This is a genomic window from Clostridium sp. SGI.024 (assembly GCF_050315195.1).
GTDB lineage: Bacteria > Bacillota > Clostridia > Clostridiales > Clostridiaceae > Clostridium.
On sequence record NZ_JBNPON010000005.1, the window covers coordinates 58,610 to 84,346 of the forward strand.

Sequence of the window (25,737 nt, forward strand, 5' to 3'; positions counted from 1 at the left end):
ACCTATTACATTATATTCACATAATAAAAATTAGTGAATTAAAAAAGCTGTATTAATATAAGTAAATTTAAACTTATATTAATACAGCTATTATTTTATATTAATTAGACTCTTCTTCTAAGAAAGCTTTATAGCCTCTCATAGTTTCATATATATCTAGTTTACTTGCTATTTCCCAAGGAGCATGCATGTTTTGAAGTGCTACACCACAGTCTATAACTTCCATATTATATTCTGCTAAAATATAAGCTATAGTACCACCACCACCTTGATCAACCTTTCCAAGTTCTGCAGTTTGGTATACTACATCATTTTTATCCATAATATTTCTAAGCCATGCAATATATTCTGGATTTGCATCATTACATCCTGCTTTTCCTTTAGCACCTGTATATTTATTAAATACAATTCCCTTACCAAAATAAGCAGAATTTTTCTTTTCCATTACAGATGGATAATTAGGATCAAAAGCAGCTGAAACATCTGAAGACAACATTTTTGAATTTGCTAATGTTCTTCTTAACTTTAAACTTGAATATTCTCCAAGTCTATCCATAACTTCTGCAACAGCATTTTCAAAGAATTTTGAGTGCATCCCTGTAGCTCCATTACTACCAACTTCTTCTTTATCCACCAATAATACTACGCTAGTATACTTAGTTTTATCCACATCTAACATAGCCATTAATGATGTATAAGCACATACTCTGTCATCTTGACCATAAGCCATTATCATACTTCTATCTAATCCATACTCTCTAGCTCTTCCTGCTGGTACAACTTCTATTTCAGCAGAAACAAAATCCTCTTCTTCAAAATCATACTTTTCTTTTAATATGTTCAGTATATTAGCTTTAACAGCATCTTTTTCTGTACCTTCTAGTGGAATACTTCCAACTAATATGTTCAAATCTTCACCTTCAATTACTGCATTAGCCTTTTTTTGAAGCTGATCTTGTGATAAATGTATTAATAAGTCTGAGATTCCTACTACTGGATCTTTATCATCTTCTCCAATTACTACATCTATTTTAGTTCCATCTTTTTTTACTACAACACCATGTAAAGCTAATGGGAGTGTAACCCATTGATACTTTTTAACTCCTCCATAGTAATGAGTTTCCATCATCGCTAAGTTAGTATCCTCATATAATGGGTTTTGTTTTAAATCTAATCTTGGTGAATCAATATGTGCACCTAGAATTCTTAATCCCTTTTCCATTGGCTCCTCACCAATTATAAATAAAGCTAAAGTTTTATCTTTATTATTTAAATAGACCTTATCACCTTGCTTTAAACTCTCTTTCTTTTCTATAATCTCTTTTAAATCTCTAAAACCAAAAGCTTTTGCCATATGAATGCTAGTTAATACGCACTCCCTTTCAGTTTTACATATTGACATATAGTCAATATATCCCTTACAAAATTCAAATAACTCTTCTCTTTTTTCTCCTTGATATTTTAACCAAGGATTTCTCTCTTGTTCCTTATTTCCCATATCATTCTCCCTCTGTGTTATTTTTTTCTTACTCTATTATTGTATCCATTCTTCTTTCAATTATATCTACAGGTGTAACATCAGACATTAGCGAATGTCTATAGTTTACTGCTGCTGCTTCAATAATTACAGCTATATTTCTACCTGGTCTAACTGGAACCCTTAACTTTTTAACCTTAACACCTAATATATCTTCACGTTCATCATTTAAGCCTAATCTATCATAATCTCCATCATCTTTCCAATGTTCAAAATGCATAAGAAGTTGTATATCCTTTTCTTGAAGAATAGAGCTTAATCCATATAATGATGCCACATCAATAATTCCTATTCCTCTAACCTCAAGCATCCCTATTGTTATTCTTGGAGACTTACCTATAAGTTCACCATCAACCTCTTTTATATCCACAGCATCATCAGTTACTAATCTATGCCCTCTTTTTATTAACTCAAGAGCCGTTTCACTTTTACCTATTCCACTTTCTCCAGTAATTAATATTCCTATTCCGTATACATCAACTAATACACCATGAAGTCTAGTTTCAGGTGCTAATTTATCTGCTAAATATATAGTTAACTTACTTATAAACTTAGTAGTAACTAAATCAGTTCTAAGTAACCAAACTTTATTTTTTAAAGCAGCTTTTACTAATTCTTCTTGTGGATCTAAATCTCTTGTAATAATTAAACATTTTAAATTAAAACTAAAGTATTTATCTATTCTTTTTCTCCTTAGTTCTATTGCCATTGTTTCTAAAAAGCTCCACTCCGCTTTTCCTATAACTTGAATTCTTTCTGGAGCAAAATAATTATAAAAACCTGTTAACTGCAATCCAGGTCTATTTATATCATTTACAAATATCTCTATTCCCTTTTCACCTTCAGATAATATTTCTAAGTCAAAATCTTTTATTAACTTTTCAACTGTAACTGACAAATTTATCACCCTTTAATTTCTTTTTTTTAATTCTACCGTCTCTAATTGCGCTCTAAAATTGCTTTTTACACTATCAATATATCTTCTTCTTAAAATCTGTTGTTCTTCTTTCTCTGCGTTATTTAAGCCTTCTTCTTTGCTCTTTTTATAAAGTTCATTTATTCTCTTAATAACATCATCCATTTTCATGTCCTTAATATCCATCATTGGTTCATCCTTTCATATAAACACTTCTTTATTTATTTTACCTTCATTTTTTATTAATATCAACTTATATACTCCTTATAAGTACAATTTTTACATATACTACTTATTATCTATCTCCTATATTATAACAAAGTCTATTATATTTCTAAATTAGTTGCTTAAATTTTTTGTAGATTTTTGTTGCATTTTTTAATTTTACATTTTTATACTTTTTGGTATAATATTGTTATAAGTGATTATATTTTGTAATTCAATAGGAGGTGCTAACTGTGAAAAAGAAATGTAGTAGAAAAATAAAAAGAAAAAAAGCTTTACTTAACTTTTTATTAAAATATCTTTCTACAAATAATAAACTAATACTGTATATTTCTCAAGATTTAGACAAGCTAATTAATAAAAATCAAAATCATATATTTAATAAATACATGAGAAAAAACTTAAGTAGCAATCCTGTAAGAAAAGTTGCTTAATTTATTTATCTAACCTTTATTATGTATTTTCAATTAATTCATTAGAAATATAATTTTTAAGCATAAAAACTCTATATGATTATATAAGTTTTTATGCTTAAAATAAAAAAATCCACTTTGTGAACTATGAGTTTTACTACTCTCATAAAGTTATCCACAGTTCTTTAAAAATATAATTTTCTATAAAACAAAAAATACCCCATATTTTGAGGTATTAAATACATATATATTCCCAACATGCCGGTCGCTTAAATATTCATACCTGCTCCTCGCAGGTGGGTTAAGCTCACTAATTCTCTGTCTTCTCCCGTTACAATACTGCAAATAATTGGAGCCTGACATACACTTAGATATCGCAAATCCCGTATATTCAATGTAGGTTGAATATTATAAGCTTAGCGCACATCTCAGGATTTATTATAATATAATTATAACACAATTCTAAATACATGCAATAGAATATTTTTCCTGTATTGTAAACCTTTAAAAAATGTATTCTTTAGCTACATCTTCTATTGTGATATCTGCATCTTCTTCTGTAAATAAAGCCATAAATTGAATAAATTCAAAGTTAGATGAATTTATTTGAAAAGCCATTACTTCACCTGCAATATCTAACTCTTCAACAATTTCTTCGATTATATCAACCACTTCATCATTACCATAATCATAAAGGTAAGGTATAAAATACTCTTTATACCATTCATCACTTTCTTCTTCGTAATCACTTTCATCATTTGCATAACTTCTAGCAGCACTTATTACATCATTATCAAAGTCTAAAAAGAATTTTACAAGAAAAACTCCATCTTCATTCTTTAGTTCTTCTATTTCTGTTAAATTATTTTCTTCAAGTATTTCAATTATTTCATTACTCTTCATAATATCCTCCAATTAATATAACAGTTTTTTATATTCCTTTTTTACCTCAAGGAATTCTTTATCATCTTCAACTAAATTTAATTCTTCTTTTCCATCTACTTCATCTACTCTAAATACATAGATATCATCACTATCATCATCAACTGGAGCTAAAAGTAAATATTCCACTTCTTTTAAATAAACCTTTGCAACTGCTTCAAAATCTACTTTTTCTCCATTTTCATTTAAGAAACTCATTATAACTTTTTCATCTTCATCAATATTAATGTTCTTTTTATCCATTTTATTCTCCTTTATTTTAATTGTCCATTATTTTAATTTTTATCTTTTAATTTTTTTAGTATACTATATTATTTTTAATATAGAAAGTCATTTTATGTAACTTTATATATTTATTTTTATATTATGTACTATCAATGTTTTTCAGAGGATAAAAATATGTTAGAAAGTTTATTATTAGTTTTATCTGTATCAATAGACTCATTTATAGCAAGTATATCTTACGGAAGCAGTAAGATTAAAATCCCTATAATTTCTGCACTGATAATTGATATTATATCTTCTAGCATGCTTGGATTGTCATTAATTTTAGGTAGCTTTCTACAAAATTATATTTCTATTAATATGGCTAAATTTTTTAGCTTCACTATTTTATTTTTATTAGGACTCTATAGATTATTTGAAGTGTTGCTAAAATCATATATAAATAAAAAAGCAAAATCCAGTCATCCATTAAGATTCAAATTATTTGACTTTAATTTTGTACTTCAGGTTTATGCTGATGAAATTAAAGCTGACTTTGATAAATCTAAAGTTCTATCATACAAGGAAGCTCTATACTTATCTATTGCCTTATCCTTAGATAGTTTAGCTGTTGGATTTGGTAGTAGCTTAATAGTAATTGATAGCATTCAAGTCTTTATTATATCAATTATCATTGGACTTATAGCTATTTTATTAGGATCATTTATTGGAAAAAAATTTGTAGAATATGTGAATTTGAATATTTCTTGGCTTTCTGGATTAATGCTTATTATGTTAGCTTTTTTAAGAGTATTTTAAGAAAAATCATATTATTAAAAATAACTGTGGCAACAGTATTAACTCTAAACTGTGCCACAGCTATTTTTTATTTATTTATCTTTTTATCTTTATTTTTACTTATTAATAATAATACTCCAGCAGCAGCTATAGCCACAATTGCTATTACATATAAATAAATCTGACTATCATCACCTGTTATTGGTAGACTATTATTTTTCTTGAGTTTTACTTTATCATCAGATTTTGTTGTATAATTACTTTCTAATTTTAAGTTACTATCTATATTTATAGTACTATCTTCAGTTTCTTTATTTTTTATATCATCTTTAACCTCTTCTGATAGCTTTACTTCAGCTGAGTCTCTAACTCTTAATCTATGTCCTTCTGGATCTTCAGAAGCTAATCCAATAGCTGATATATTATCTCCAATTTTAATTCTAGACTTCCATTCATCATCAACATCTGGATTTTCACTACTTCTCACATATCCTTCTATATATACTCTTGCTTCACCTGATCCATCATCCACAAAAATATTCTGTCCTTCAATTCTAATGACTTTTCCTTCTACTTTAACTAAAAGCCCTTCCTTTTCTTCTAACATACTGTCTTTAGTTGAAAGTTTTGTAGGCTCAATTAAATTTATATTTTCATCTATTACTTCTACATCTATATTTTCATTCTTTATTGCTATTTGTGCATCATTTAAATATGATGAAACTTTACCTTTAATTCTTACCCTTTGTCCAAGTTTTATATTTAATCCTGAAACTCCAAAAACTGTTAAACCCGCTGTTTCATCTTGAATATATATAACATCAAAGAAAGAATTTCCTGGTGCTGCTGTATTAGATGCTGATGTAACATATCCTTCTACAACTACTGTCTCACCAAATCTATCTGGAATATTATCATTATTACTATCTACTCTAACATCTACTATTTTACTGGTTGGCAATTCTGGTGCAGGAGCTAATTCTTTTAATACTTTTTCAGTTAATTGATAGTTAGAATAGTCTAAGCCATCCATTTCAAAGTTTGAGAATAATGTTGCACCTGATACAACTACCTTTGAACCATAGCTCAATGTTTCAACTGCTAATGCTACTGCATTACCTTTATCTACTGTTACATTATCATTTTGTTTATCAGCATCATTACCATAAGTTGTCTCATGACCTTTTACTAAAACTTCTATATTTGTCATATCATTAGGCATCACTAATGTAGAGCCACTATAAAAACTATATTTTTTACTTGTATCAATTCCACTTAACCAAGAGCTTTCTGTATTATAGCTATTGAAGTATAATCTATATGATTGTCCTCCATTATTATCATCATCAGTGGCTTGATCATCATTAAATCTAATTTTTGCTCCTATAGCTTCAAGTACTGAATTACCTTGAGCTGCATTACCATACTCTCCACTTGCATCTTTATAGTCAGCCTTTGATGTGATTACAATATTACCTCCTCTTTTAACAAATCTGGATATTGCCTCTAATTCATCTTTAGTATAACTTTGTGGAGATAATCCATAATTTGTATTAGTTGTACTTTGTGGATCTGATAATATTAACAATGATGCTTTCTCTAAAACATTATCAGTTATTTTTTCATTATTTATAATTGCTTTTATATTATTTTGAGCCATTAATGAAGTTAAAGTAGTAACTTTTCCAGCATAATCACCAGTTACATATTGATTTTGATGCCCTCCATCTATTACAACTTTAGATACTTCATTTTCACTTAATACATCAATTGTAATTGAAGAACTGAATTCTTTTAAAATTCCATCAATAGTTACTGATACTTTTGCTAATAATGTATAGCTTCCTGGTTTTTCAAAGTTATATGGTAATTTTGTTGTAATGGTCCCACCAGCTGCTATAGCTTCAATAACTTCTGATTTTAAAGCTTTATCGTCATTTTTATTAAAATATTCAATCTTAACATTATCTATTGAATTAGCTTCATTATTATAAATTGTTGTTTCTATATTAAAATCTTCTCCTGCTAATATAAGCTCTTTATCTTTATCAATCTTAGAAATCCCAAAATTCTCTTTTTCTCCAACCCATACTGGTGCGGTTACCGCTATATCTTTATCATTTTGATCTATTCTAACATAATAGTAGGAGCTAACTGATTCTTCTAATGAAAATTTCCATTCTTTATTTGTTGAGTTAACATTATCTATAGATTTTACAATTTTTCCACCATCACCGATAATGGATATCTTCTTTATAGTATCGTCCTTATCTATATCTTCTATATTAATTATAAAATCTAATTTATTCATTTCAGGTAGAATTGAACCCATAGTATTTCCATTTACTTCATAAGAAACTCTTAAATTTTCATCTTCAGTTGCATATACTCTTCTATTTCTTATAGCATCATAAATAGCATCTCTTGAAAGCTCAGAAGCTTCTATAACTGTTCTTCCTGTATTAGCATTTCCCCATTTACCTTTGTGATTATCTTGATTGTTACTAGGTGCTAAATGCCATCCTTTATCTAGAGCTCTTGTATAATATTCATATGATTGGAATTGACCAGAGCTTCTTATAGCTCCTTCACCATTACCTACCTCTACTAAGTTTATAAGTTTATCTATTTCTTCATCGTAGTGAGCAAAATCGCTGAAATCTCCAAAAGTTTTTCCAGGATGATTAAATTGTGATAAAGATTGTGGTTGTGTTTTTAAGGCATTATAATATGCTTTAAGATCCATTTTGCTATTAGTTCTTGTTTCAAATCCTTCAGTGTTAAATGTATTTATATGTCCATATCCACCTGTAGAACCAGACCAAGACATTTCATAACCATAAATTGCAACAAACTTTCCATTTTTATTGTATTTATTTGCTGCCTCTTTTCCTGTATTCCACTTAGTACTAACTGATCCATCTGCTATATTAGCTTTACTATCATTATCAAACCAATTTGAATGATCTGTTATAGCTAAAAAGTCTACCTTAGCAACATTTTCTGCATATTGATATGCTTCATCTACAGTTCCTGTTCCATCTGATAAATTAGTATGAGAGTGAAGTTGCCCAAAATATAAATTTTTCTTAACTTCTCCTACTGTAAAATTCCATTCTTCTTCCGATAAGTTATCTAAAATATCTTTGGCTTCAATTTTAATAGTATGTTGTCCATCACTTAAATCTTGCTCTACTTTATAACTGATTACGTTATCATTAATACTATAAGCTAAACTATTTCCATCTAGATATAATTTTATTGATTCCTTACTAACACCAGAGTCATCAGTTATTGTTGCTTTAATTTCTGGTCTTCTTAAATCACCAATATTTCCACTTGGAAATGGATAAACATTTAATATTTCTGGTCCTTTTTTATCTAATGCCTTAGTTACAATTATTTTACTTTCTGAAGCTATATCTTCTCTCACAATTGATGTTACTTTTATTATAGTTTCCCCATCTTTAACTCCAGTAACATTACCATCTTTATCAACTGTTGCTATTTCTTCATTTAAACTTTCAAATTTCACGCCTTTTTCTGTTGTATTCTCTGGATTATATGAAATTGATAAAGCTTTAGCTTCTCCTACTTCTAAACTTATATTTTCATTAACTTTCAAAGAAGAAAGTTTAACTATATTTTCTGAATACTTAGAACTTCTAGGTGTAGGCTCTTCAGTATAAAAATCATCTTCATTATTATTAGAATCCCAGCCATTTGTATAACCATTACTTGAAGCATCATTATCTTTACGTTGGACACTTTTAGTATTACTCATACCCTTAGCAGTTTTATTTCCTTCTGACTCATTAGCTGTTCCGATTCCAACAAGATCTACCACTTTTTCTGCGCTATCTAAAAGCCTTACTTTACAATTAACTCCTCCCATTGCAATGTTTCCAATTACATCTGGTGTAGGTAAATCTAATGTACCTTTGCTTCCTTGTGCTTGTTGTATTAAAAAATATCCTTTTGCTTTTATTAATCCACTTAGCTCACTATGTAAAGTAAATTCAGAATTAGCTGATGCATATTGAATCTTCCAGCCTGTTAAATCGATATCATTATTAGTTGGGTTATATAATTCAATAAAGTCATTTTTATATTTTGCTCCTGAATTACCTCCCCCTCCATATACTTCACTAATTACTACATATGTAGCTACTTCAGCTTTAACTTCCTTTGCAGGAATAGTAATTAATCCTAGCATCATAGTTAATGCTAAAAATAAGTTTAATACTTTTACTTTAAAACTGTTTTTCATTTCATCCCCCTAAAACTTCTAATGTAAATCTGTTTAATAAAACTATTTATTAAAGATTAACATTAATTATTTACATAAACTTGACCTTTAAGTATGTATTTACATTAGCTTATATAAACACCTCCTCCATAGATTAATATAAGAAATAATTTTGTTTAAATAATTTAAACTTTATAACAATTTAATTTTATCATTTGTTGATAAATAATCCAAATAATTATCACATTTTTCTAATATAAATTTGCTTCTCTATAAATAGAAAATATCCCTCAATAAATAAATTATCTATTGCCAATCAAAAATTTTTATAACAAATTTACTATTTATTTTATACAAAATATAAATTGACAACATTGCCCATAACTTGCTAAAATGATTAGGTTAGTATAATTTAACTTTCTGTTTACTAATACTAAACTTTTTATATTTTTAGGAGGTTTCATGAGTGAAGCGTTTTTGCTAATTAAATATTTATCTGTTGGATGGAAATAAAATTTATATTTATGGAGGGATTTTTATGAAAATTGAACAACTTGGAAGACATATTTTAGTGGAATATTATAACTGTAACAAAGAGATTTTAAAAGATCATAAAATTATAGAGGAGCATATGAAAGAAGCTGCAATAGTATCTAATGCAACTATTGTTACAAGTTGCTTCCACAAATTTAATCCCTGGGGAGTAAGCGGTGCTGTTATAATCCAGGAATCTCATCTTACAATTCATACATGGCCTGAATATGGCTATGCAGCAGTAGATTTATTTACTTGTGGTGATACAGTAAATCCATGGTTAGCCTTTAAGTATTTAGAAGATGCCTTAAAAGCTGAAAGAAGTGAATCTACTGAAGTAGCAAGAGGATTAGTTGATAAAGTTAAAACTTTCTCAAATGGTCTTTATGATAATATTCAAGTTAAATATAAAATGGAGGGATAAGATATGAATATGGAATTATGGTACACCGAAAATCAAACTGAAAATGTAAATTTTTCTATGAAGGTTAAAAATCACTTGTATTCTATACAAAGTCCATTTCAAAAAATTGATATAATTGATACTTACGAATTTGGAAGAGTACTTGTAATTGATAACTGGATAATGGTTACTGAAAAAGATGAATTTATTTATCATGAAATGATAACTCATGTAGCTATGGCTACTAATAAAAATATAGACAAAATTCTAGTTATTGGTGCTGGAGATGGTGGCACTGTTAGAGAACTAACAAGATATAACACTGTTAAAAATATAGATATGGTTGAAATAGATGAAGCTGTTGTAACAGCCTCTAAGAAATTTTTACCTTTTACGTCAAATAAATTAGATGATCCAAGAGTAAACCTATTTTTTGAAGATGGAATTAAGTTTATTAAAGGGAAAAAAAATCTATATGATTTGATAATAATAGACTCTACTGATCCAATAGGCCCTGGAGAAGGATTATTTACTACTGATTTTTATAAGGATTGTTATGATGCTTTAAGTGAAAATGGTATATTAATAAATCAATGCGAAAGTCCATACTATCCTAATAATTCTAAAGAAATGAAAAGATCATTTACTAAATTAAATAATCTATTCAATATTTGCAAAGTATACCAATATCATATGCCTACATACGCTTCAGGTCATTGGATGTTTTGCTTTGCATCTAAGAATATAGATCCAATTCAAGATCTTGATGAAAATTACTGGAATTCTTTAAAGCTTACTACTAAATACTATAATACTGACTTACACAAAGGTGCTTTTATGCTGCCTAATTATGTTAAGAATATATTAGAATAAAAAAAGGAGCTTGTTGTAGCTCCTTTTTTTTATTAAACCTCTATCTCTATAATTTTATTTGATTCTCTACTCTTTTTTATATCAATTACTCTTTGATTGCTGGAACCTCTATATGATAATGATATATTTCTTTTCTCAATCTCAAATCTTCCATCTATAAGTACATCAACATATTCTAAAATATTTCTTTTATCATAAGATACTATAATATCTTCATATAAATAACCTGACCAAAGCCAAATGCTCTTATTAGTTTCATGCTTTATTCTTCTTAATAAATTACATAAATCTTCATCTCTCACTTGGTCCATAGGTTCTCCACCTAAAATATTTACTCCAACTATATTAGGATTCATTACCTGTTTTATAAAATCATCTTCAATGTCTTTAGTCCATTTTTCACCATAATTAAAATCCTGTAACTCTTTATTAAAGCAGCCTTCACATTTATTTGTACATCCACTTACAAAAAGAGTACTTCTTACTCCTGGACCATTGCTTACATCAAATTTTCTAATTTTTGCATAGTTCATATTAATCATCCTTATAAATGTAATACTCTGTCACCTATTTCAGCAGTTCTTCCTTTATTCCAGAAATTTGTTCCAATATAACCACAAGTTCTTCTCATTACCTGCATTTCTGATTCATCTCTATTTCCACAAGATGGACAGTACCAATTTAATTCATCGTCTAACTTAATTTCACCAGTATATCCACATTTATAACATATATCTGGCTTGGTATTTATTTCTGCATATTGAATATTGTGATATATAAAGTTAATTATTTGCTCTATTGCATCTAAATTTTTTGACATATCTGGTACTTCAACATAAGAAATACATCCTCCTAAACTAATACCATGAAATTGTGACTCAAATTTTAATTTACTAAAGGCATCAATTTCTTCGCAAACATGAACATGATATGAGTTAGTATAATATAATCTATCAGTAACATTCGGTATTATTCCAAATCTGGCTTTATCTAATTTACAGAATCTATAAATTAAGTTTTCAGCAGGTGTACCATATAAGCTAAAGCCTAATCCAGTTTCTTTTTTCCATCTTTGGCAAGTCTCATTCATATAATTCATTACATCTAAAGCGAATTTCTCTCCATCTTTAGTTGTATGACTTTCTTTAAGCATAGCCTGAACCATTTCATGTATACCAACATATCCTAGTGATAAAGTAGAATATCCATCCTTTAATAATTTATCTATCTTTTCACCTTTATTTAATCTTGCAATTGCACCATGTTGCCAGTGAATTGGAGAAACATCTGAAAGGGTTCCAAGTAGCATATTATGTCTAGTTAATAATGCTTCTTTACAAAGCTCTAGCCTTTGATTTAGCATATCCCAAAATAGTTCCATATCTCCATCTGCTATTATAGCTATTTGTGGTAAATTCAAACTCACCACGCCTTGATTAAACCTTCCATACCACTTATAATTTCCATTCTCATCCTTGCAAGGAGACAAGTGAGACCTACATCCCATTGGTGGAAATGCATTCCCTTCATAATTTGCTCTCATTATCTTAGCTGATTGGTAATCTGGTACTAATCTTTTTGCAGTACATTTTGCGGCTAACTTAGTTATGTAGTCATATTTTCCACCTTCAAGACAATTATGCTCATCTAATAAATAAACCAATTTTGGAAAAGCTTCACCAATCTCTTGTCCTTTATAATTTTTCATTCCTTCTAATCTTTGTTTTATCATTTCTTCACAAATTAAAGCCATTTCCTCTTCATAAGGATGACCTTCTTCTATTTCTAAATAAATTGTAGAAAATGGTGATTGTCCATTAGTTGTTTGTAAAGTAGATAATTGATATCTTATGGTTTGAACTCCATCTTTTAGTTCCTTCATCTTAGCATCATAAGATAACTTCTTAGCTAATTCTTCATCTCCTAATAACTCTAAATAATGCTTATATGCTTTTTCTTCAGTAACCTTTAAATATTTAGCTAGATGTTTTACAGTAATACTTTGTCCACCATATTGATTACTTGATACTTGGGCAATTATTTGAGTTGTTACTGTACATGCAGTTCCAAAAGACTTTGGAGATTCTACTAATTTTTCATTTATAACAGTTCCATTCTCAAGCATATCTTCCAAATTAATTAGGCAACAATTAAAAATTGGAGCTAGTGTATAATCCATATCATGCCAATGGATTGTTCCTTCATCATGTGCTTGGACTATATGGGCTGGAATAAGTCTTCTTCTAGATATATCCTTAGAAACTTCACCAGCTATTAAGTCTCTTTGAGTTGCAGCTATTACTGAATTTTTATTTGAATTTTCTTTTATTACATCCTCATTAGTTTTATTCAAAAGACTTAAAATACTTTCATCTGTAGTATTGGTATTTCTTTTAAATTCCTGTACAGCTCTATATCCCTCATAAGCTCTAGCTGTTACAGATTGTCCGTAATAAATTAATCTATCATAGACATATGCTTCTATTTTTTTGATTGTAGGTGTTTCTTTTTCATTACTAAAATACTTTTCTGCATCATTTGCTATAAGTTTTGCTATGTCACCTAAATAAATTCCACTTCCATTCTTCATAGCTTTAGTAATAGCTTCTCTTATCTTTATTTTGTCAAAATCCACTATACTGCCATCTCTTTTAATAACCTTCATTAAATCATCAGCTCCCAACACTTAAGATCATTCTTACTAATTATATAATAAAGTATTATTTATTGCATTTTTTATAGTTCTCATTTTTTCAAAGGAATCTATTATATATTAGTTTATCTTAATATCTTTATGCTTTATAACTATCTACAATATTTTTATTTATATTTATATCCATAAAAAAAATCTAAATTCTCCAATAATTCTGTAAAATTTATTTGAGATTTTATCAAATTATTGCTAATATATAGTAAATACTTAATTTTTAAGGGGGCTAAAAATTGAATACTATTGTAACAAAATTTGGGGGTAGTTCTTTAGCAGATGCTAATCAATTTAGAAAGGTAAAGGAAATTGTATTATCTAATAAAAATAGAAAGATAGTAGTTCCTTCAGCACCAGGTAAGAGAAATGCTAAAGACTTTAAAATTACTGATCTTTTATATCTTTGTCATAGTCATATAGAATCAAGTATATCTCTTGATGATGTATTTGCTCTGATATCCAAAAGGTATAAAGATATTGTTTCAGATCTTAATCTTAGCTTAGACATTGATTACCATTTGAATAAAATAAAAGAAGATCTTGAAAATGGTGCATCAAAAGATTATGCTGCAAGTAGGGGCGAGTACCTAAATGGTATTATTCTTGCAAATTATCTTGATTTTCAATTTATAGACGCCAAAGATGTTATTTTATTTAATAAATATGGATGTCTAGATACTGAAGCTACATATGATTCTTTACAAAAAATAATTGGCAATGATTCTAATGTTATAATTCCAGGCTTCTATGGAAGTGATTCAAATGGTAATATTGTTACTTTCTCTAGAGGTGGCTCAGATGTAACTGGTGCTTTAGTTGCAGCAAGTATTAATGCAGAGTTATACGAAAACTGGACAGATGTTTCTGGATTTTTAATGGCTGATCCTAGAATAGTAAAAAATCCTATGCAAATTAGAAAGATTACTTATAGAGAGTTAAGAGAGCTTTCTTATATGGGTGCTTCTGTTTTACATGAAGAGTCTGTTTTCCCTGTTAGAGATGCAGGAATACCAATCAATATTAAAAACACTAATAATCCTAGTGATCCAGGTACACTTATTGTTAAAGATATGGATCCTGATTTTAATAATCCAGTAAAGGGTATAGCTGGTAAAAAGGACTTTACAGTTATTTCAATAGAAAAAGCAATGATGAACTCTGAGCTTGGATTTTGTAGAAAGGTATTATCTGTATTAGAACAAAATAATATATCCTTTGAAAATATGCCTTCTGGTATAGATACGGTTTGTGTTGTAATATCTGATGCTCAATTAAAAAATAAAACTGATATTTTAGTTGATGAGATAAAAAGGACATGCACTCCTGATTCTATTGTTGTTCATCCTAATATGGCTTTAATTGCTACAGTTGGTAATGGAATGTCATCAAATAAAGGTGTAGCAGCTAAAATATTTACTTCATTAAGTGAATCAAACATTAATATAAGAATGATTGACCAAGGCTCTAGTGAAATAAATATACTAATTGGAATTGAAAATGATGATTTTGAAAAAGGAATTAATGCAATATATAATGCATTTATTTAAATTAATAAATGGAGTTGCAAAACAACTCCATTCATTAATTTTCTCTAGTTAGTTTTATTATTATATCTTTATAATTAGGGTATAACTCTAATAAGTCATCCCTTTTAAATAATTCAAATTCATCATACTGAAAAGCTGGTGAAACCATACATCCAACTAATGCATATCCATCATTATTCATTGCTGATCCAAATATACATCCCTTTTCAACTAGAACTTGAGGAGCTTCACCCTTTTCTATATTTTTCCCTAATTTCTTAGTTATAAGTTCTCCTTCAGGGGTTATCATATAAATTGTCAAAGCTTCTCCATCATGATAATACCACAATTCATCTGATTTTAATCTATGGAAATTTGACACCTCCCCAGTTTCTAAAAGAAAGTATATACTACTCCATAACTTTTTATCTTTATTTACTTCATCTTGTGATACAAAGGACTCTTTAAAATATCCACCCTCAATATGTTTTTCCATATTAAGATTGTTTATATAATATTCTGCACTTTTCATTTTTCTCTCCATATAATTTAATAATTATTTTTACAAATTAAATTTACCATGATAATTTAATATACTTATATTATATATTTTCACCTTATTAATACAATATAGAAATTTATTTAAATAAAATACTACTAGCCTTAATAAAGTCTTTAGGTGAAAATTTCGTGTATTTTTTAAATACAGTACTGAAATTCTTATAGTCTCCAAAGCCAACTATTTCAGCAATTTCATATACTCTATACTTATCTTTTTCTTTCATCATTAATTCAACAGCTTTTTGCACTCTATATTTATTTAACATATCTAAAAAAGTATAAGATGTTTCTTTTTTAAACTTCCTACTCAAATAGCTTGGACTAACTCCAAGTTCATCTGCTAATCCTTCGATACTAAGTTTTTCGCTATATTCTTCTTTAATTTTAGTAATTGCATATTTTACATAACTATTGATTTCATTAGAATCTATATATATTTTAAAATTTGTTAATTCTATTTTTTCCTTTATTTCTGTATGACATTTTATATCTTCATATAATTTTCTGTCATGGATTTTTTCCCTAATATTTGATACTACCTCAAATAACTCTTCTTCATTAATAGGCTTTAATATATAATCGCGTACTCCTACAGAAATAGATTTCTTTGCATAGTCAAAATCACTATAGCTTGTTAATATTATACTTTCAAAATTTTGGGTATTTTTCGCTATTTTCAACATATCCAATCCGTTTAAAAAAGGCATTTTAATATCTGTAATTACTAAATCTGGTTCCAATTCTCTTATTATTTTTAGACCTGCTTCTCCATCTTCTGCTTCTCCAACAACAACAAACCCCATTTTTAACCAATCAATAGTGTTTACTAAACCTTTTCTTATGATTTCCTCATCCTCAACTATAATTAACTTGTACACTTTTATACATCCTTCCTTAATATAGGCAAAGCTATAGTTACACTTGTTCCCTCTCCTTCAATACTATCTACCTCAATTCCATATTCATCTCCATATATCAGTTGAATTCTCTTTTTTATGTTATATAATCCAATTGTATCTGTATCATTTTGATTTTTATTTAGTAATCTCTTTAAATAATACATCCTTTCTTTATCAATACCACAACCATCATCCTTTATAACTATATATATTTTTTCATCTTTAATTCTTGAAGTTATTTCTATATTAATTGTAGATTTATTTTCAAAGCCATATTTTATTGAATTTTCTATAACTGGTTGTAATAAGAGTTTAGGTATTGTTGCTTCTAATACTTCATCATCAATATTTATATTAAATTGTAGTTTGTCTCCAAACCTATATTTTAATATCTTCAAATAACTATTTATATATCCTATATCATCTTTTAGCTTGACTGAATGTATTTCATTATTAATTCCATATCTTAGAAGTGCCGATAAGTTTACAATAATATCTCCTGCCTTTTCTTTATCTAACTTTATCATTATCCTAATTGTCTCTAAAGTATTAAATAAGAAGTGTGGATTAAACTGTGCTTCTAATTCCTTTATCTCACTTTGCATTCTAAGAGCCACTTCTTCTTTATTACTTTCAATTAATTTTTTTATATCTACTAGCATTTTATTATAAGCTTTTGTAATTATTCCAAATTCATCTTCTGAATTAATTTCTAGCTTTGTATCTAAATTACCTTCTTGAATACTTTCGATGGCTTTAACAATTTCATTAATAGTAATAGTCTTACTATATGCTACCTTTTTAGATATAAAAAGCATTAAATAAAAAATAACTAAAAAAAGAACAAACAAAAAAATTCCACCAATAAAAAATGCTCTATTAAATATATCAAGATTAGTTATAGAATAAACCATAAGGCTAGTATCTTTTAATGATGTTTTTTTTATATAATATGGATTACCATCTATATTAGAATATCCATCTATTTGTCTAAAATCGTTCTTTAATCTATATAGTTGATCACTATATTTGTTATTTGTAGCATCTATAATATTATGTCTATCTGTAATTATAATGTCGCTTGCTGTATATCCTGTAATTAAATTAAATATATCTTCCTCAGAAAAATCAAAAATTATATATCCTATGATTTCATTATTATATAAAATAGCTTTACCTAATGTTAGTATTCCATATGCATATTTACTTTGATCTACTTTATTAATCATTGTAATTACTTCTTTATTTTTTGACTTCATTCTGCTGAATATACCCCACATAAAAGGATTCTCTTCACTTATATATTCAGGCTTAGAATTTCTGTTTGAAATAATCATATTTCCTTCTTTATCAAATACATAGAAATTACTTTTTACAGTTCTTTTATTAACAAACTTATATAAAGCATCATATATTCTCTGTGGCTTTACTCCATCTTTAATTATAGAAATTAGTCCTTCATCAGAAGAAATATTATTAATTAAAGAACTATATTCATTTAAATTTTCTTCCATTGATTCTGAAATTTTCTTATTGCTATTGTTATTTTCTTTTACTATTAACTTATTACCAAAAAAAAATAGAACCATATATGCAATTAAAGAAACTAATATAATTGGAACAATAGCATACCAAATTATTGTACTTCTTATTACATCACTATACCTTTTTACTTTTTTATCCATAATTCGCCCCTTTATCAAAAAAAGACCAGCAAAGCTGGTCCTTGTAAGTCTTATTATTTAAAGATTAATTTCTTTGCTTCCTGAAACCTTAAAAAATATTAATAATGAAATTACTGTTGTAACTGTTAATATTGTAGATAAGGCTGCAGCTGTTCCATAACTTGCTCTTATAACTTCAGTATATATAGATACTGATAAAGTTTTTGTTCCACCTGTGTATAATATAACAGATGAGCTAAGTTCATTTATTGTGGTTATCCAGCTAAGTATAGCTCCTGCAAAAACACCTGGTAACATCATAATAGCAGTAACTTTAAAGAAGGTCTTAACCGGAGAATATCCTAAACTAATAGATGCTTCCTCCATGCTTGGACTAATTTGATAAAGAATTGCTGCACTTGATCTTAGTGTATATGGTAATCTTCTTACTACATATGCTATTATCATTATAACAAAAGTACCACTTAATGCCAAAGGCTTTTTATTGAATGCAAGTAATAAAGTTATACCAAGTACTGAACCTGGAATTATATATGGAAACATAGTTATTGTGTCAATAACAGATGTAAGAACATTCTTTCTTCTTGTTGATATATACGCTATAAACATTCCTAAAATAACTATTATTGCTATAGCAATTAATCCATAAGTATAAGTATTAGTTATGGCAGAGCCAAGCTTATTAAATACTGTTTTATAACTCTTTAATGAAAACTCATTAACAAATCTTGAACCTTTTGTATTTAAGAATGAAGTATATATTACAGTTAACTGTGGAATTATTGCTAAAAATACTACAAAGTAAACAAATAGATGAGCAAATATATTTTTAGCACCTTTTAAATTTTTTGCAACCATAGTTCTTAATGAACTCATGGTAAATGACTTTTTATTAACTACATATTTTTGTGCTAAAAATACTATTGAAGTAATAAATACCATTATAGTTGCTAATGCTGCTGCAAAATTAGCTTGTCCACCAACCTCACTAATAAATTCTGAATAAATTAATACAGGCATTACATTATATCCTTCTCCTATTAACATAGGAGTACCAAAATCTGCTAGTGCATTCATAAATACTAATAATGATCCTGCTAGAAGTGTTGGTAAAATTAATGGTAGTATTACTGTAGCTATCTTTTTAATTGGTTTACACCCTAGACTTTCTGCTGCCTCTAGTAATGAAACATCTATTTTCTTTAAAGCTCCAGAAACATATAAATATATAAATGGATATAGCTTAAGTGTGAAAACTAGAAGAATTCCGGCAAATCCATAAATAGGAGGAAGAGTAATTCCTAAATTATTTTGAACAAATTTTGTAATTACACCACTTCTACCACAAAGTAGTACCCAGGAGTAAGCTCCTATAAATGGTGGTGATAACATAGAAATAATTACTAAAACTTCAATTAACTTTTTCCCCTTAATATTAAATGCAGTATTTATATATGCTAAAGGTGCTCCTATTAATATAGCTAATACAGTTACACAAATAGTTACTATAAAGGAATTTCTTAATGCACTATAGTAATATTTCTTTTCAAAAAACTTAATAAAGTTTGCAAAGGTAAATTCACCTGTTGTTGCATCTTTAAATCCACTAATAAATAATGAGAATAAAGGATATATGAAAAAGACTAAAAATATAAGTGCTATAACTAAAGTTACTATAGTCCAAAAATCAAATTTTAATTTAAATTTACGTTTTTCCTTCATCATTAGTTTTCACTTCCTTTTATTAAGTTTTCCTCTCCATCTTCAGTGAAAACGTTAATTTTCTTAGGATTAACTTCTAAAAACAGACTATCTCCTTCATTATAAATACGTTCAGCTGTTCCAATATCTTGTGATAATTCTATAGCAGCTTGTCCTTCTAATAATTCACTATCATCAAATATAATTTCGTAGTTAGTATATCTACCAAGGAAGGTTGCAGTTTTTACTTTTGTTAATAATCCTTTATTAGATATAATAAATTCTTCTGGTCTTACTGCTATAATAACTTTTTGACCATTCTTTAAATCACCTTTTAAATTATCCATTTTTACAGTATAGCCTTTTTCAAACTTAACAAAGGTTCCTTCATTTTTTATTTCTATGGTTCCCTTATACAAGTTAGAGTGTCCTATGAAGGTAGATACAAAAACATTTTTAGGTCTTGTATATATTTCTTTTGGAGTTCCAACATGCTGAACTACTCCCTCCTTCATAACTGCAATTCTATCTGAAATTGCTAGAGCTTCTTCTTGGTCGTGAGTAACATAAACAGTTGTTATTCCAACCTCTTTTTGAACATCTCTTATTGCACTTCTCATTTCAATTCTTAATTTTGCATCTAAGTTTGAAAGAGGCTCATCCATAAGTAATACGCTTGGATGAATTACTATTGCTCTTGCTAAAGCAACTCTTTGTTGTTGTCCTCCTGATAGTCTTTCTGGTAGCCTGTCTTTAAATTGTTCTATTTGAACAACCTTTAATATATCTGCTACTTTCTTTTCCATTTCACTTTTAGAAGGCTTTCTTAATTTCAATCCATATTCTACATTTTGCTTAACAGTTAAATGAGGGAATATAGCATAATTTTGAAAAACCATACCGATATTTCTCTTATGTGCTGGAATATCATTAATAACTTTATCTTCAAAGCTGATTTCTCCACCTTCAATGCTATTAAAGCCTGCTATCATTCTTAAAAATGTTGTTTTACCACAACCAGAAGGTCCAAGTAGAGTAAAAAATTCACCATTTTCTATATCTAAATTCAAATCAGGAATTACAACATTATCACCATATTTTTTAATTACATTTTTTGCTTTAATTGAAACGCTCATTTTACTTCCTCCTTTTTATAAAATTAGCCTACATCATTTAGAAGTAGACTAATTTCATTGCTTTTATTTACTAGTAAATATTTCTTTAAATTTGTCTATCCAAGCTTGTTTATTTTTTGCTACTACATCTGCATTATCTTTTATAATATTAATGTCTTCCATAGCCTTTAAGCCTTCTGCTGGTTCTACATCTTTTCTTACTGATCTTCTACTTAATTCAGATGCAACCAATGTTTGTGCCTCCTTACTAGTTACAAAATCTATAAATTTCTTAGCATTTTCCATATTTGGTGCACCTTTAATTATTGCAACTCCATCTGGTTTAGAAATAACGCCTTCCTTCATGTAAACTATTTTTACAGGAGCTCCATCTTTAACATATTTTGCTCCACCTTCTTCAAAAGTTAAACCAACAGTATATTCACCATCAGCAACTCCCTTATAAACAGCAGATGAACCTGATAATAATTTACCATCTAAATTTGCAGCTAATTTATCAGCATAATCCCATCCTTTTTCTGGATCTCCATTCCCCATTGCATAAAGCATATTTACTAAATGTTCAAAGGATGATGATGATTTTGCAGGGTCTGCATGTGCTATCTTTCCTTTTAATTCTGGATTTAATAAATCTTCATAACCTTCTACTTTAATATCTCCAATTAAATTAGTGTTAATCATAAGAACACTTGGAATATCAGAAAATCTTGTTATTGTTCCTTCAACATTCTTATTTTGATCTAGTATATATTCTTCATTAACTGATGTGTATTTTTCAAATAAATCTGTCTTTGGTTGTAATGTTCCTAAGGATCCTCCCCACATTACATCTCCTAGTGGATTATCCTTTTCAGATTCAACACGTTTTAATAATTCTCCAGTACCTGCTGCAACAACATCTACTTGTATACCTGTTTCATCTTCAAACTCTGCTACTATAGGATCTATAAATTCTAATGGATGTGGACAATAAACTACTAAATTTTTAGAACCAGTATCTTCTCCTTTTGAACCTGTTGTTTCAGTCTTTTGACCACATGAAACCATACCCACCATCATTGAAGCACAAATTAATGTAGCTAAAACTCTTTTCATTGTTAATTCCCCCTTGTTTTTTAGTATCTTTATATTATCAAATGTAAACGTATTAATAAATCCTTTAATCTGCATAAATATCTCAATTTATGAACTAAAATAAAAACAATATCATCAATATATTCAACTATTTCAAATGACTTTATTATTTATTTACCTAGTGAAATTAATTAGAAAAAGTATTATAAAGAATATGCTTAATATAAAATCCACTTATGAAATAATCACACTCTTTTAAAAATTCTGAAAATGTATTAAAATAATAATGCGCGCAAAAATGTCACATTTTAGTTTAATTTTATAAAAATGGAGGTACATATGAAAAGAAAAAAAATTTTAATTCAACTTACAATTATGGCAGCTATAATGGGAATGACATTAACTACAAATCCAGTTATCACTAAAGCTGAAGTAAAGAATTTATCAGTAGTTGAGCAAAACAATAAAAAGTTAACTTGGGAATATTATAATCAAACAGCTTTAGATTTTCTTAATTACTGTGATAAAGAAAGCTTGAAGAAATATGATAGCTCATTATACATGGGAATGACTGAAGCTCAAGCAAAAGAAATGAAAGCTTACATCGAAGAAAATATCCTAAAAGGAGAAACAACTGATTATAAGAAAGCCAAATTAATTTATGATTGGATTTGGCAAAATGTAAAATATGGATATAATAAAAATAGACAAATAGGTTTTAAGCCATACGATGTATTTACAATTAAACATGCTGTATGTGGAGGATATTCTAATTTGTACAAAGCTATGTTAAATTTAGTTGATATTCCTGCAGTAGTTGTTACTGGAGATACATCAATGGGTGCACATGCTTGGAATATTGTATACGCTAACAATAAATGGTTTTTTTCAGACAGCACCTGGGGAGATAAATGGGGAAGATATTTTGATAATGATGTTAAAGTAAGTTCTACTGATCATAAAGCAGAGCATTTAGATAATGTAAGCGTATCAAATGGAAGCGGATTAATTTTAGGCTACAATAAAGGTGTATCTGTTGTTGGAGTAGATAATAGTATGTCTTCTGTAGTTGTACCAGAAAAGTATAAAGAACTTGATATTATATCTGTTTCTTATGATTTATTTAAAGATAATTATAATGTTCAACATATATTCATTAGTGATAAAATTAACGAAATAGAGATATCAGCAAGTGAAAACAAATTAAAGAGCATTGAGGTATCAAATAATAATCCAAAATATGCTTCTAAAGACGGGGTTCTATACACAAAAGATTTTTCAAATCTTTTAATATATCCATTAAAAAAAGAGAATACAGATTTTACAATTCAAAAAGAAACAACCTCATATGATTCAAAAGAAACATTTGCTAATAAAAATTTAAAGAATATTTATGTAGAAGATGGAAATAAGAACTTCTCTTCTTATGATGGAGCTGTATATAATTATGATAAAACTAAATTGTTAACTATTCCTGAAGGAAAAGAAAGTATTACAGTTTCTGGATGTGTAGAATTAGATAATACCATATTTGCTTTTAAGACGAATTTAAAAATTGTTAAACTTAATAATGGAATTAAAAAAATCCCTTCTTATGCTTTTAATGGTTGTACATCTTTAAAAGATATATATATTCCAAATACAGTAACAGAGATTGATTCATATGCTTTTGAAAAAGTTGATTTAAATAACTTAACTATTTATGCTGAAGAAAATACATATGCTGAAAAATATGCAAATGAAAACAAAATTAAATTTGTAAACCTTACACAAAAAAATAGACAAGCTGTCTTAAATAAAATTAATACATTAAACAGTTTAATTGAAAAATTTGATAAGATAGATTCAAATAAATATACTGAAGATTCAATGCTTAATTTAAAATCAGCTATCATGTCAGCAAGGAACCTTGTTAAAAAGTCAAATCTTACAGAAAAGCAAGTTGATGAAGAAATAGATAATTTATATACTGCTGTAAAAACTCTTAAAGAAATTTAATAAACTAATTTAAACATAAAAAGATAGATAAATAACTTTTCTAAAAGTTTTCATCTATCTTTTTAATTTTAAATTAAATATTTAATAAGCACCATAGTATATTTAATATAACTACTTTCCTATATTTATTATTTTATTACACCATACCTCTCTAATGGAAAAATCCTAAAGATTGCTTTTCCTTCAATTTGATTTACATTAATTAATCCAAAATCCCTACTATCTTCACTTACTTCTCTATTATCACCTAATACGAAAAATTGATTCTTTCCTACTACTAAAGGAAATTTAATATCTCTATTATAAGTTTCTCCCTTTATATATAACTCTTCTAATTTTTCTCCATTAACGTAAACATAACCAGAAGATATATTAATTTCATCTCCTTCTATGCCTATTACTCTTTTTATATACCTTGTTCTATTATCAGCAAAATGATTAAATGAAGCAACTTCTTTTATATACCTATAACTTTCCTCTAAAAGATTTCCCTTTTCTTCCTCTTTTAAAAATATAATAATATCTCCTCTTTCAGGCTTAACAAAATTATAGCTTAATTTATCTACAATAAGAGTTTCATCACTATATAAAGTGTTTTCCATTGATCTTTGTTGAACCTTTGCCATAGCAAATACTTTTGTATTAATAATAGATAATACTATTATACATACTATAATTGTTAATATAATTCCCCTAATTTCTTTAATTATATTTTTACCTTTCATTTCTATCCCTCCATAAATTCATAACTCAATATAGACATGATATATATATTGTGAAATTCTTCATTTATAAATAATGCATCTCTTTTTATCCCCTCTTCTTTAAACCCACACTTTTCATACATAGCCTTGGCCCTTGGATTATAATCAAATACCTCAAGTTCAATCCTATGTAACTTCAAATTTTTAAAAGCATATTTTAATACTTCTTTAGTAGCTTTATATCCTATACCTTTATTAAAATTAGTTTTATTGAAAATAGCTATTCTATAACTACAACTTTTATATTCAGCATCAATATCCATAAGAACACATTCTCCAATTATACTATTTTTATTATTACATATTAAAAAATGTCTTCTAGCTGAATCATTACTACTCTTTACTATAAATCTTTCTATTTCTTCTTTATTTGGATAATGTGTAGTTCCTGTATAATAAAACATATCCTCATCAGGACTTTCAAATCCTTCCTTCCAATACTCATCTAAATCACTTATTTCTAATAATCTTATGTATATCCCCATATTTATCTCCTCTTCATAGTAATAACTTATAACAATTATAACATATTTTTTGCATATAAATACCATTATAAATTTTACTTTTAATGGCATTTTATGTTAATATATTA

The 25,737-nt window shown here is 27.7% G+C and carries 22 protein-coding genes and 1 other RNA gene; 6 read left to right on the forward strand and 17 right to left on the reverse strand.

Annotated elements, in window-relative coordinates; translation table 11 throughout:
- Window positions 1–100: 100 nt before the first annotated feature.
- From ACQRD5_RS02955 to ACQRD5_RS02965, 3 genes are read right to left on the reverse strand one after another with little or no spacing between them, the layout of a single operon-like run.
- Window positions 101–1,498, reverse strand: coding sequence for an aminopeptidase (locus tag ACQRD5_RS02955; RefSeq protein ID WP_291625699.1), 1,398 nt, complete (start codon window positions 1,496–1,498; stop codon window positions 101–103).
- Window positions 1,499–1,526: 28 nt separating this feature from the next.
- Complete coding sequence (hprK, locus tag ACQRD5_RS02960) at window positions 1,527–2,435, reverse strand: HPr(Ser) kinase/phosphatase (RefSeq protein WP_291625697.1); 909 nt, start codon at window positions 2,433–2,435, stop codon at window positions 1,527–1,529.
- A 12-nt stretch (window positions 2,436–2,447) separates the two neighbouring features.
- Window positions 2,448–2,639, reverse strand: coding sequence for a DUF896 domain-containing protein (locus tag ACQRD5_RS02965; RefSeq protein ID WP_291625787.1), 192 nt, complete (start codon window positions 2,637–2,639; stop codon window positions 2,448–2,450).
- 272 nt (window positions 2,640–2,911) lie between these two features.
- Here ACQRD5_RS02965 and ACQRD5_RS02970 point away from each other — a divergent pair, with 272 nt between their 5' ends.
- Complete coding sequence (locus tag ACQRD5_RS02970) at window positions 2,912–3,112, forward strand: hypothetical protein (RefSeq protein ID WP_291625695.1); 201 nt, start codon at window positions 2,912–2,914, stop codon at window positions 3,110–3,112.
- 225 nt (window positions 3,113–3,337) lie between these two features.
- On the opposite strand, the gene ssrS is transcribed toward ACQRD5_RS02970, so the two are convergent.
- The 3 genes from ssrS to ACQRD5_RS02985 form a co-directional block, all read right to left on the reverse strand.
- Window positions 3,338–3,529, reverse strand: a non-coding RNA gene (ssrS, locus tag ACQRD5_RS02975) — 6S RNA.
- Window positions 3,530–3,595: 66 nt separating this feature from the next.
- A complete protein-coding gene (locus ACQRD5_RS02980; RefSeq protein WP_291625693.1) occupies window positions 3,596–3,994 on the reverse strand; it encodes a hypothetical protein in 399 nt (132 codons plus the stop codon).
- Window positions 3,995–4,006: 12 nt separating this feature from the next.
- Window positions 4,007–4,276, reverse strand: coding sequence for a DUF1292 domain-containing protein (locus tag ACQRD5_RS02985; protein ID WP_291625692.1), 270 nt, complete (start codon window positions 4,274–4,276; stop codon window positions 4,007–4,009).
- A 156-nt stretch (window positions 4,277–4,432) separates the two neighbouring features.
- On the opposite strand from ACQRD5_RS02985, the gene ytaF reads away from it, so the two are divergent.
- Window positions 4,433–5,056 carry a sporulation membrane protein YtaF gene (ytaF, locus tag ACQRD5_RS02990; RefSeq protein WP_291625690.1) on the forward strand — a complete coding sequence of 208 codons (624 nt, stop codon included), beginning with the start codon at window positions 4,433–4,435 and terminating at the stop codon, window positions 5,054–5,056.
- A 67-nt stretch (window positions 5,057–5,123) separates the two neighbouring features.
- Here the strand turns inward: ytaF and ACQRD5_RS02995 are convergent, their stop codons facing one another.
- Complete coding sequence (locus ACQRD5_RS02995) at window positions 5,124–9,305, reverse strand: CehA/McbA family metallohydrolase (protein WP_291625688.1); 4,182 nt, start codon at window positions 9,303–9,305, stop codon at window positions 5,124–5,126.
- Between the two features lie 517 nt (window positions 9,306–9,822).
- On the opposite strand from ACQRD5_RS02995, the gene speD reads away from it, so the two are divergent.
- Both speD and speE read left to right on the forward strand, forming a co-directional pair.
- Window positions 9,823–10,242, forward strand: coding sequence for an adenosylmethionine decarboxylase (speD, locus tag ACQRD5_RS03000; protein WP_291625686.1), 420 nt, complete (start codon window positions 9,823–9,825; stop codon window positions 10,240–10,242).
- 9 nt (window positions 10,243–10,251) lie between these two features.
- On the forward strand, window positions 10,252–11,094 hold the full coding sequence (gene speE, locus ACQRD5_RS03005; protein WP_291625785.1) for a polyamine aminopropyltransferase: 843 nt from the start codon (window positions 10,252–10,254) through the stop codon (window positions 11,092–11,094).
- Between the two features lie 32 nt (window positions 11,095–11,126).
- On the opposite strand, the gene nrdG is transcribed toward speE, so the two are convergent.
- Together nrdG and nrdD are read right to left on the reverse strand one after the other, a co-directional pair.
- Complete coding sequence (gene nrdG, locus ACQRD5_RS03010; protein WP_291625685.1) at window positions 11,127–11,627, reverse strand: anaerobic ribonucleoside-triphosphate reductase activating protein; 501 nt, start codon at window positions 11,625–11,627, stop codon at window positions 11,127–11,129.
- An 11-nt stretch (window positions 11,628–11,638) separates the two neighbouring features.
- Window positions 11,639–13,759, reverse strand: a complete 2,121-nt coding sequence (nrdD, locus tag ACQRD5_RS03015) for an anaerobic ribonucleoside-triphosphate reductase (protein ID WP_291625682.1) — start codon at window positions 13,757–13,759, stop codon at window positions 11,639–11,641.
- A gap of 278 nt (window positions 13,760–14,037) precedes the next feature.
- Between nrdD and ACQRD5_RS03020 the strand changes: the two genes are divergently transcribed.
- On the forward strand, window positions 14,038–15,348 hold the full coding sequence (locus ACQRD5_RS03020; protein ID WP_291625680.1) for an aspartate kinase: 1,311 nt from the start codon (window positions 14,038–14,040) through the stop codon (window positions 15,346–15,348).
- A 34-nt stretch (window positions 15,349–15,382) separates the two neighbouring features.
- On the opposite strand, the gene ACQRD5_RS03025 is transcribed toward ACQRD5_RS03020, so the two are convergent.
- The 6 genes from ACQRD5_RS03025 to ACQRD5_RS03050 form a co-directional block, all read right to left on the reverse strand.
- The gene (locus tag ACQRD5_RS03025) at window positions 15,383–15,859 is read right to left on the reverse strand and encodes a cupin domain-containing protein (RefSeq protein WP_291625678.1); all 477 of its coding nucleotides are present in this window, start codon (window positions 15,857–15,859) and stop codon (window positions 15,383–15,385) included.
- A gap of 106 nt (window positions 15,860–15,965) precedes the next feature.
- The gene (locus ACQRD5_RS03030) at window positions 15,966–16,766 is read right to left on the reverse strand and encodes a response regulator transcription factor (protein WP_291625676.1); all 801 of its coding nucleotides are present in this window, start codon (window positions 16,764–16,766) and stop codon (window positions 15,966–15,968) included.
- Between the two features lie 2 nt (window positions 16,767–16,768).
- A complete protein-coding gene (locus ACQRD5_RS03035; RefSeq protein ID WP_291625674.1) occupies window positions 16,769–18,472 on the reverse strand; it encodes a sensor histidine kinase in 1,704 nt (567 codons plus the stop codon).
- 57 nt (window positions 18,473–18,529) lie between these two features.
- Entirely contained in the window at window positions 18,530–20,194 is a 1,665-nt protein-coding gene (locus tag ACQRD5_RS03040) for an ABC transporter permease (protein WP_291625783.1), read from the reverse strand.
- 2 nt (window positions 20,195–20,196) lie between these two features.
- The gene (locus ACQRD5_RS03045) at window positions 20,197–21,309 is read right to left on the reverse strand and encodes an ABC transporter ATP-binding protein (RefSeq protein WP_291625672.1); all 1,113 of its coding nucleotides are present in this window, start codon (window positions 21,307–21,309) and stop codon (window positions 20,197–20,199) included.
- Window positions 21,310–21,372: 63 nt separating this feature from the next.
- On the reverse strand, window positions 21,373–22,404 hold the full coding sequence (locus tag ACQRD5_RS03050) for an extracellular solute-binding protein (RefSeq protein ID WP_366782069.1): 1,032 nt from the start codon (window positions 22,402–22,404) through the stop codon (window positions 21,373–21,375).
- A gap of 318 nt (window positions 22,405–22,722) precedes the next feature.
- On the opposite strand from ACQRD5_RS03050, the gene ACQRD5_RS03055 reads away from it, so the two are divergent.
- Complete coding sequence (locus ACQRD5_RS03055; protein WP_291625670.1) at window positions 22,723–24,381, forward strand: transglutaminase domain-containing protein; 1,659 nt, start codon at window positions 22,723–22,725, stop codon at window positions 24,379–24,381.
- 128 nt (window positions 24,382–24,509) lie between these two features.
- Here ACQRD5_RS03055 and lepB read toward each other — a convergent pair whose 3' ends face one another.
- Window positions 24,510–25,106, reverse strand: a complete 597-nt coding sequence (gene lepB / locus ACQRD5_RS03060) for a signal peptidase I (protein ID WP_291625668.1) — start codon at window positions 25,104–25,106, stop codon at window positions 24,510–24,512.
- A gap of 2 nt (window positions 25,107–25,108) precedes the next feature.
- Entirely contained in the window at window positions 25,109–25,630 is a 522-nt protein-coding gene (locus ACQRD5_RS03065) for a GNAT family N-acetyltransferase (RefSeq protein ID WP_291625666.1), read from the reverse strand.
- Window positions 25,631–25,737 lie beyond the last annotated feature (107 nt).

Bases quoted from the DNA above. Each gene is read 5' to 3' on its own strand.
- ACQRD5_RS02955 (WP_291625699.1), bottom strand. From the start codon at position 1,498: ATGGGAAATAAGGAACAAGAGAGAAATCCTTGGTTAAAATATCAAGGA.
- ACQRD5_RS02965 (WP_291625787.1), bottom strand. From the start codon at position 2,639: ATGGATATTAAGGACATGAAAATGGATGATGTTATTAAGAGAATAAAT.
- ACQRD5_RS02980 (WP_291625693.1), bottom strand. From the start codon at position 3,994: ATGAAGAGTAATGAAATAATTGAAATACTTGAAGAAAATAATTTAACA.
- ACQRD5_RS02985 (WP_291625692.1), bottom strand. From the start codon at position 4,276: ATGGATAAAAAGAACATTAATATTGATGAAGATGAAAAAGTTATAATG.
- ytaF (WP_291625690.1), top strand. From the start codon at position 4,433: ATGTTAGAAAGTTTATTATTAGTTTTATCTGTATCAATAGACTCATTT.
- ACQRD5_RS02995 (WP_291625688.1), bottom strand. From the start codon at position 9,305: ATGAAAAACAGTTTTAAAGTAAAAGTATTAAACTTATTTTTAGCATTA.
- speD (WP_291625686.1), top strand. From the start codon at position 9,823: ATGAAAATTGAACAACTTGGAAGACATATTTTAGTGGAATATTATAAC.
- speE (WP_291625785.1), top strand. From the start codon at position 10,252: ATGGAATTATGGTACACCGAAAATCAAACTGAAAATGTAAATTTTTCT.
- nrdG (WP_291625685.1), bottom strand. From the start codon at position 11,627: ATGAACTATGCAAAAATTAGAAAATTTGATGTAAGCAATGGTCCAGGA.
- nrdD (WP_291625682.1), bottom strand. From the start codon at position 13,759: ATGAAGGTTATTAAAAGAGATGGCAGTATAGTGGATTTTGACAAAATA.
- ACQRD5_RS03025 (WP_291625678.1), bottom strand. From the start codon at position 15,859: ATGAAAAGTGCAGAATATTATATAAACAATCTTAATATGGAAAAACAT.
- ACQRD5_RS03035 (WP_291625674.1), bottom strand. From the start codon at position 18,472: ATGGATAAAAAAGTAAAAAGGTATAGTGATGTAATAAGAAGTACAATA.
- ACQRD5_RS03040 (WP_291625783.1), bottom strand. From the start codon at position 20,194: ATGAAGGAAAAACGTAAATTTAAATTAAAATTTGATTTTTGGACTATA.
- ACQRD5_RS03045 (WP_291625672.1), bottom strand. From the start codon at position 21,309: ATGAGCGTTTCAATTAAAGCAAAAAATGTAATTAAAAAATATGGTGAT.
- ACQRD5_RS03050 (WP_366782069.1), bottom strand. From the start codon at position 22,404: ATGAAAAGAGTTTTAGCTACATTAATTTGTGCTTCAATGATGGTGGGT.
- ACQRD5_RS03055 (WP_291625670.1), top strand. From the start codon at position 22,723: ATGAAAAGAAAAAAAATTTTAATTCAACTTACAATTATGGCAGCTATA.
- lepB (WP_291625668.1), bottom strand. From the start codon at position 25,106: ATGAAAGGTAAAAATATAATTAAAGAAATTAGGGGAATTATATTAACA.
- ACQRD5_RS03065 (WP_291625666.1), bottom strand. From the start codon at position 25,630: ATGGGGATATACATAAGATTATTAGAAATAAGTGATTTAGATGAGTAT.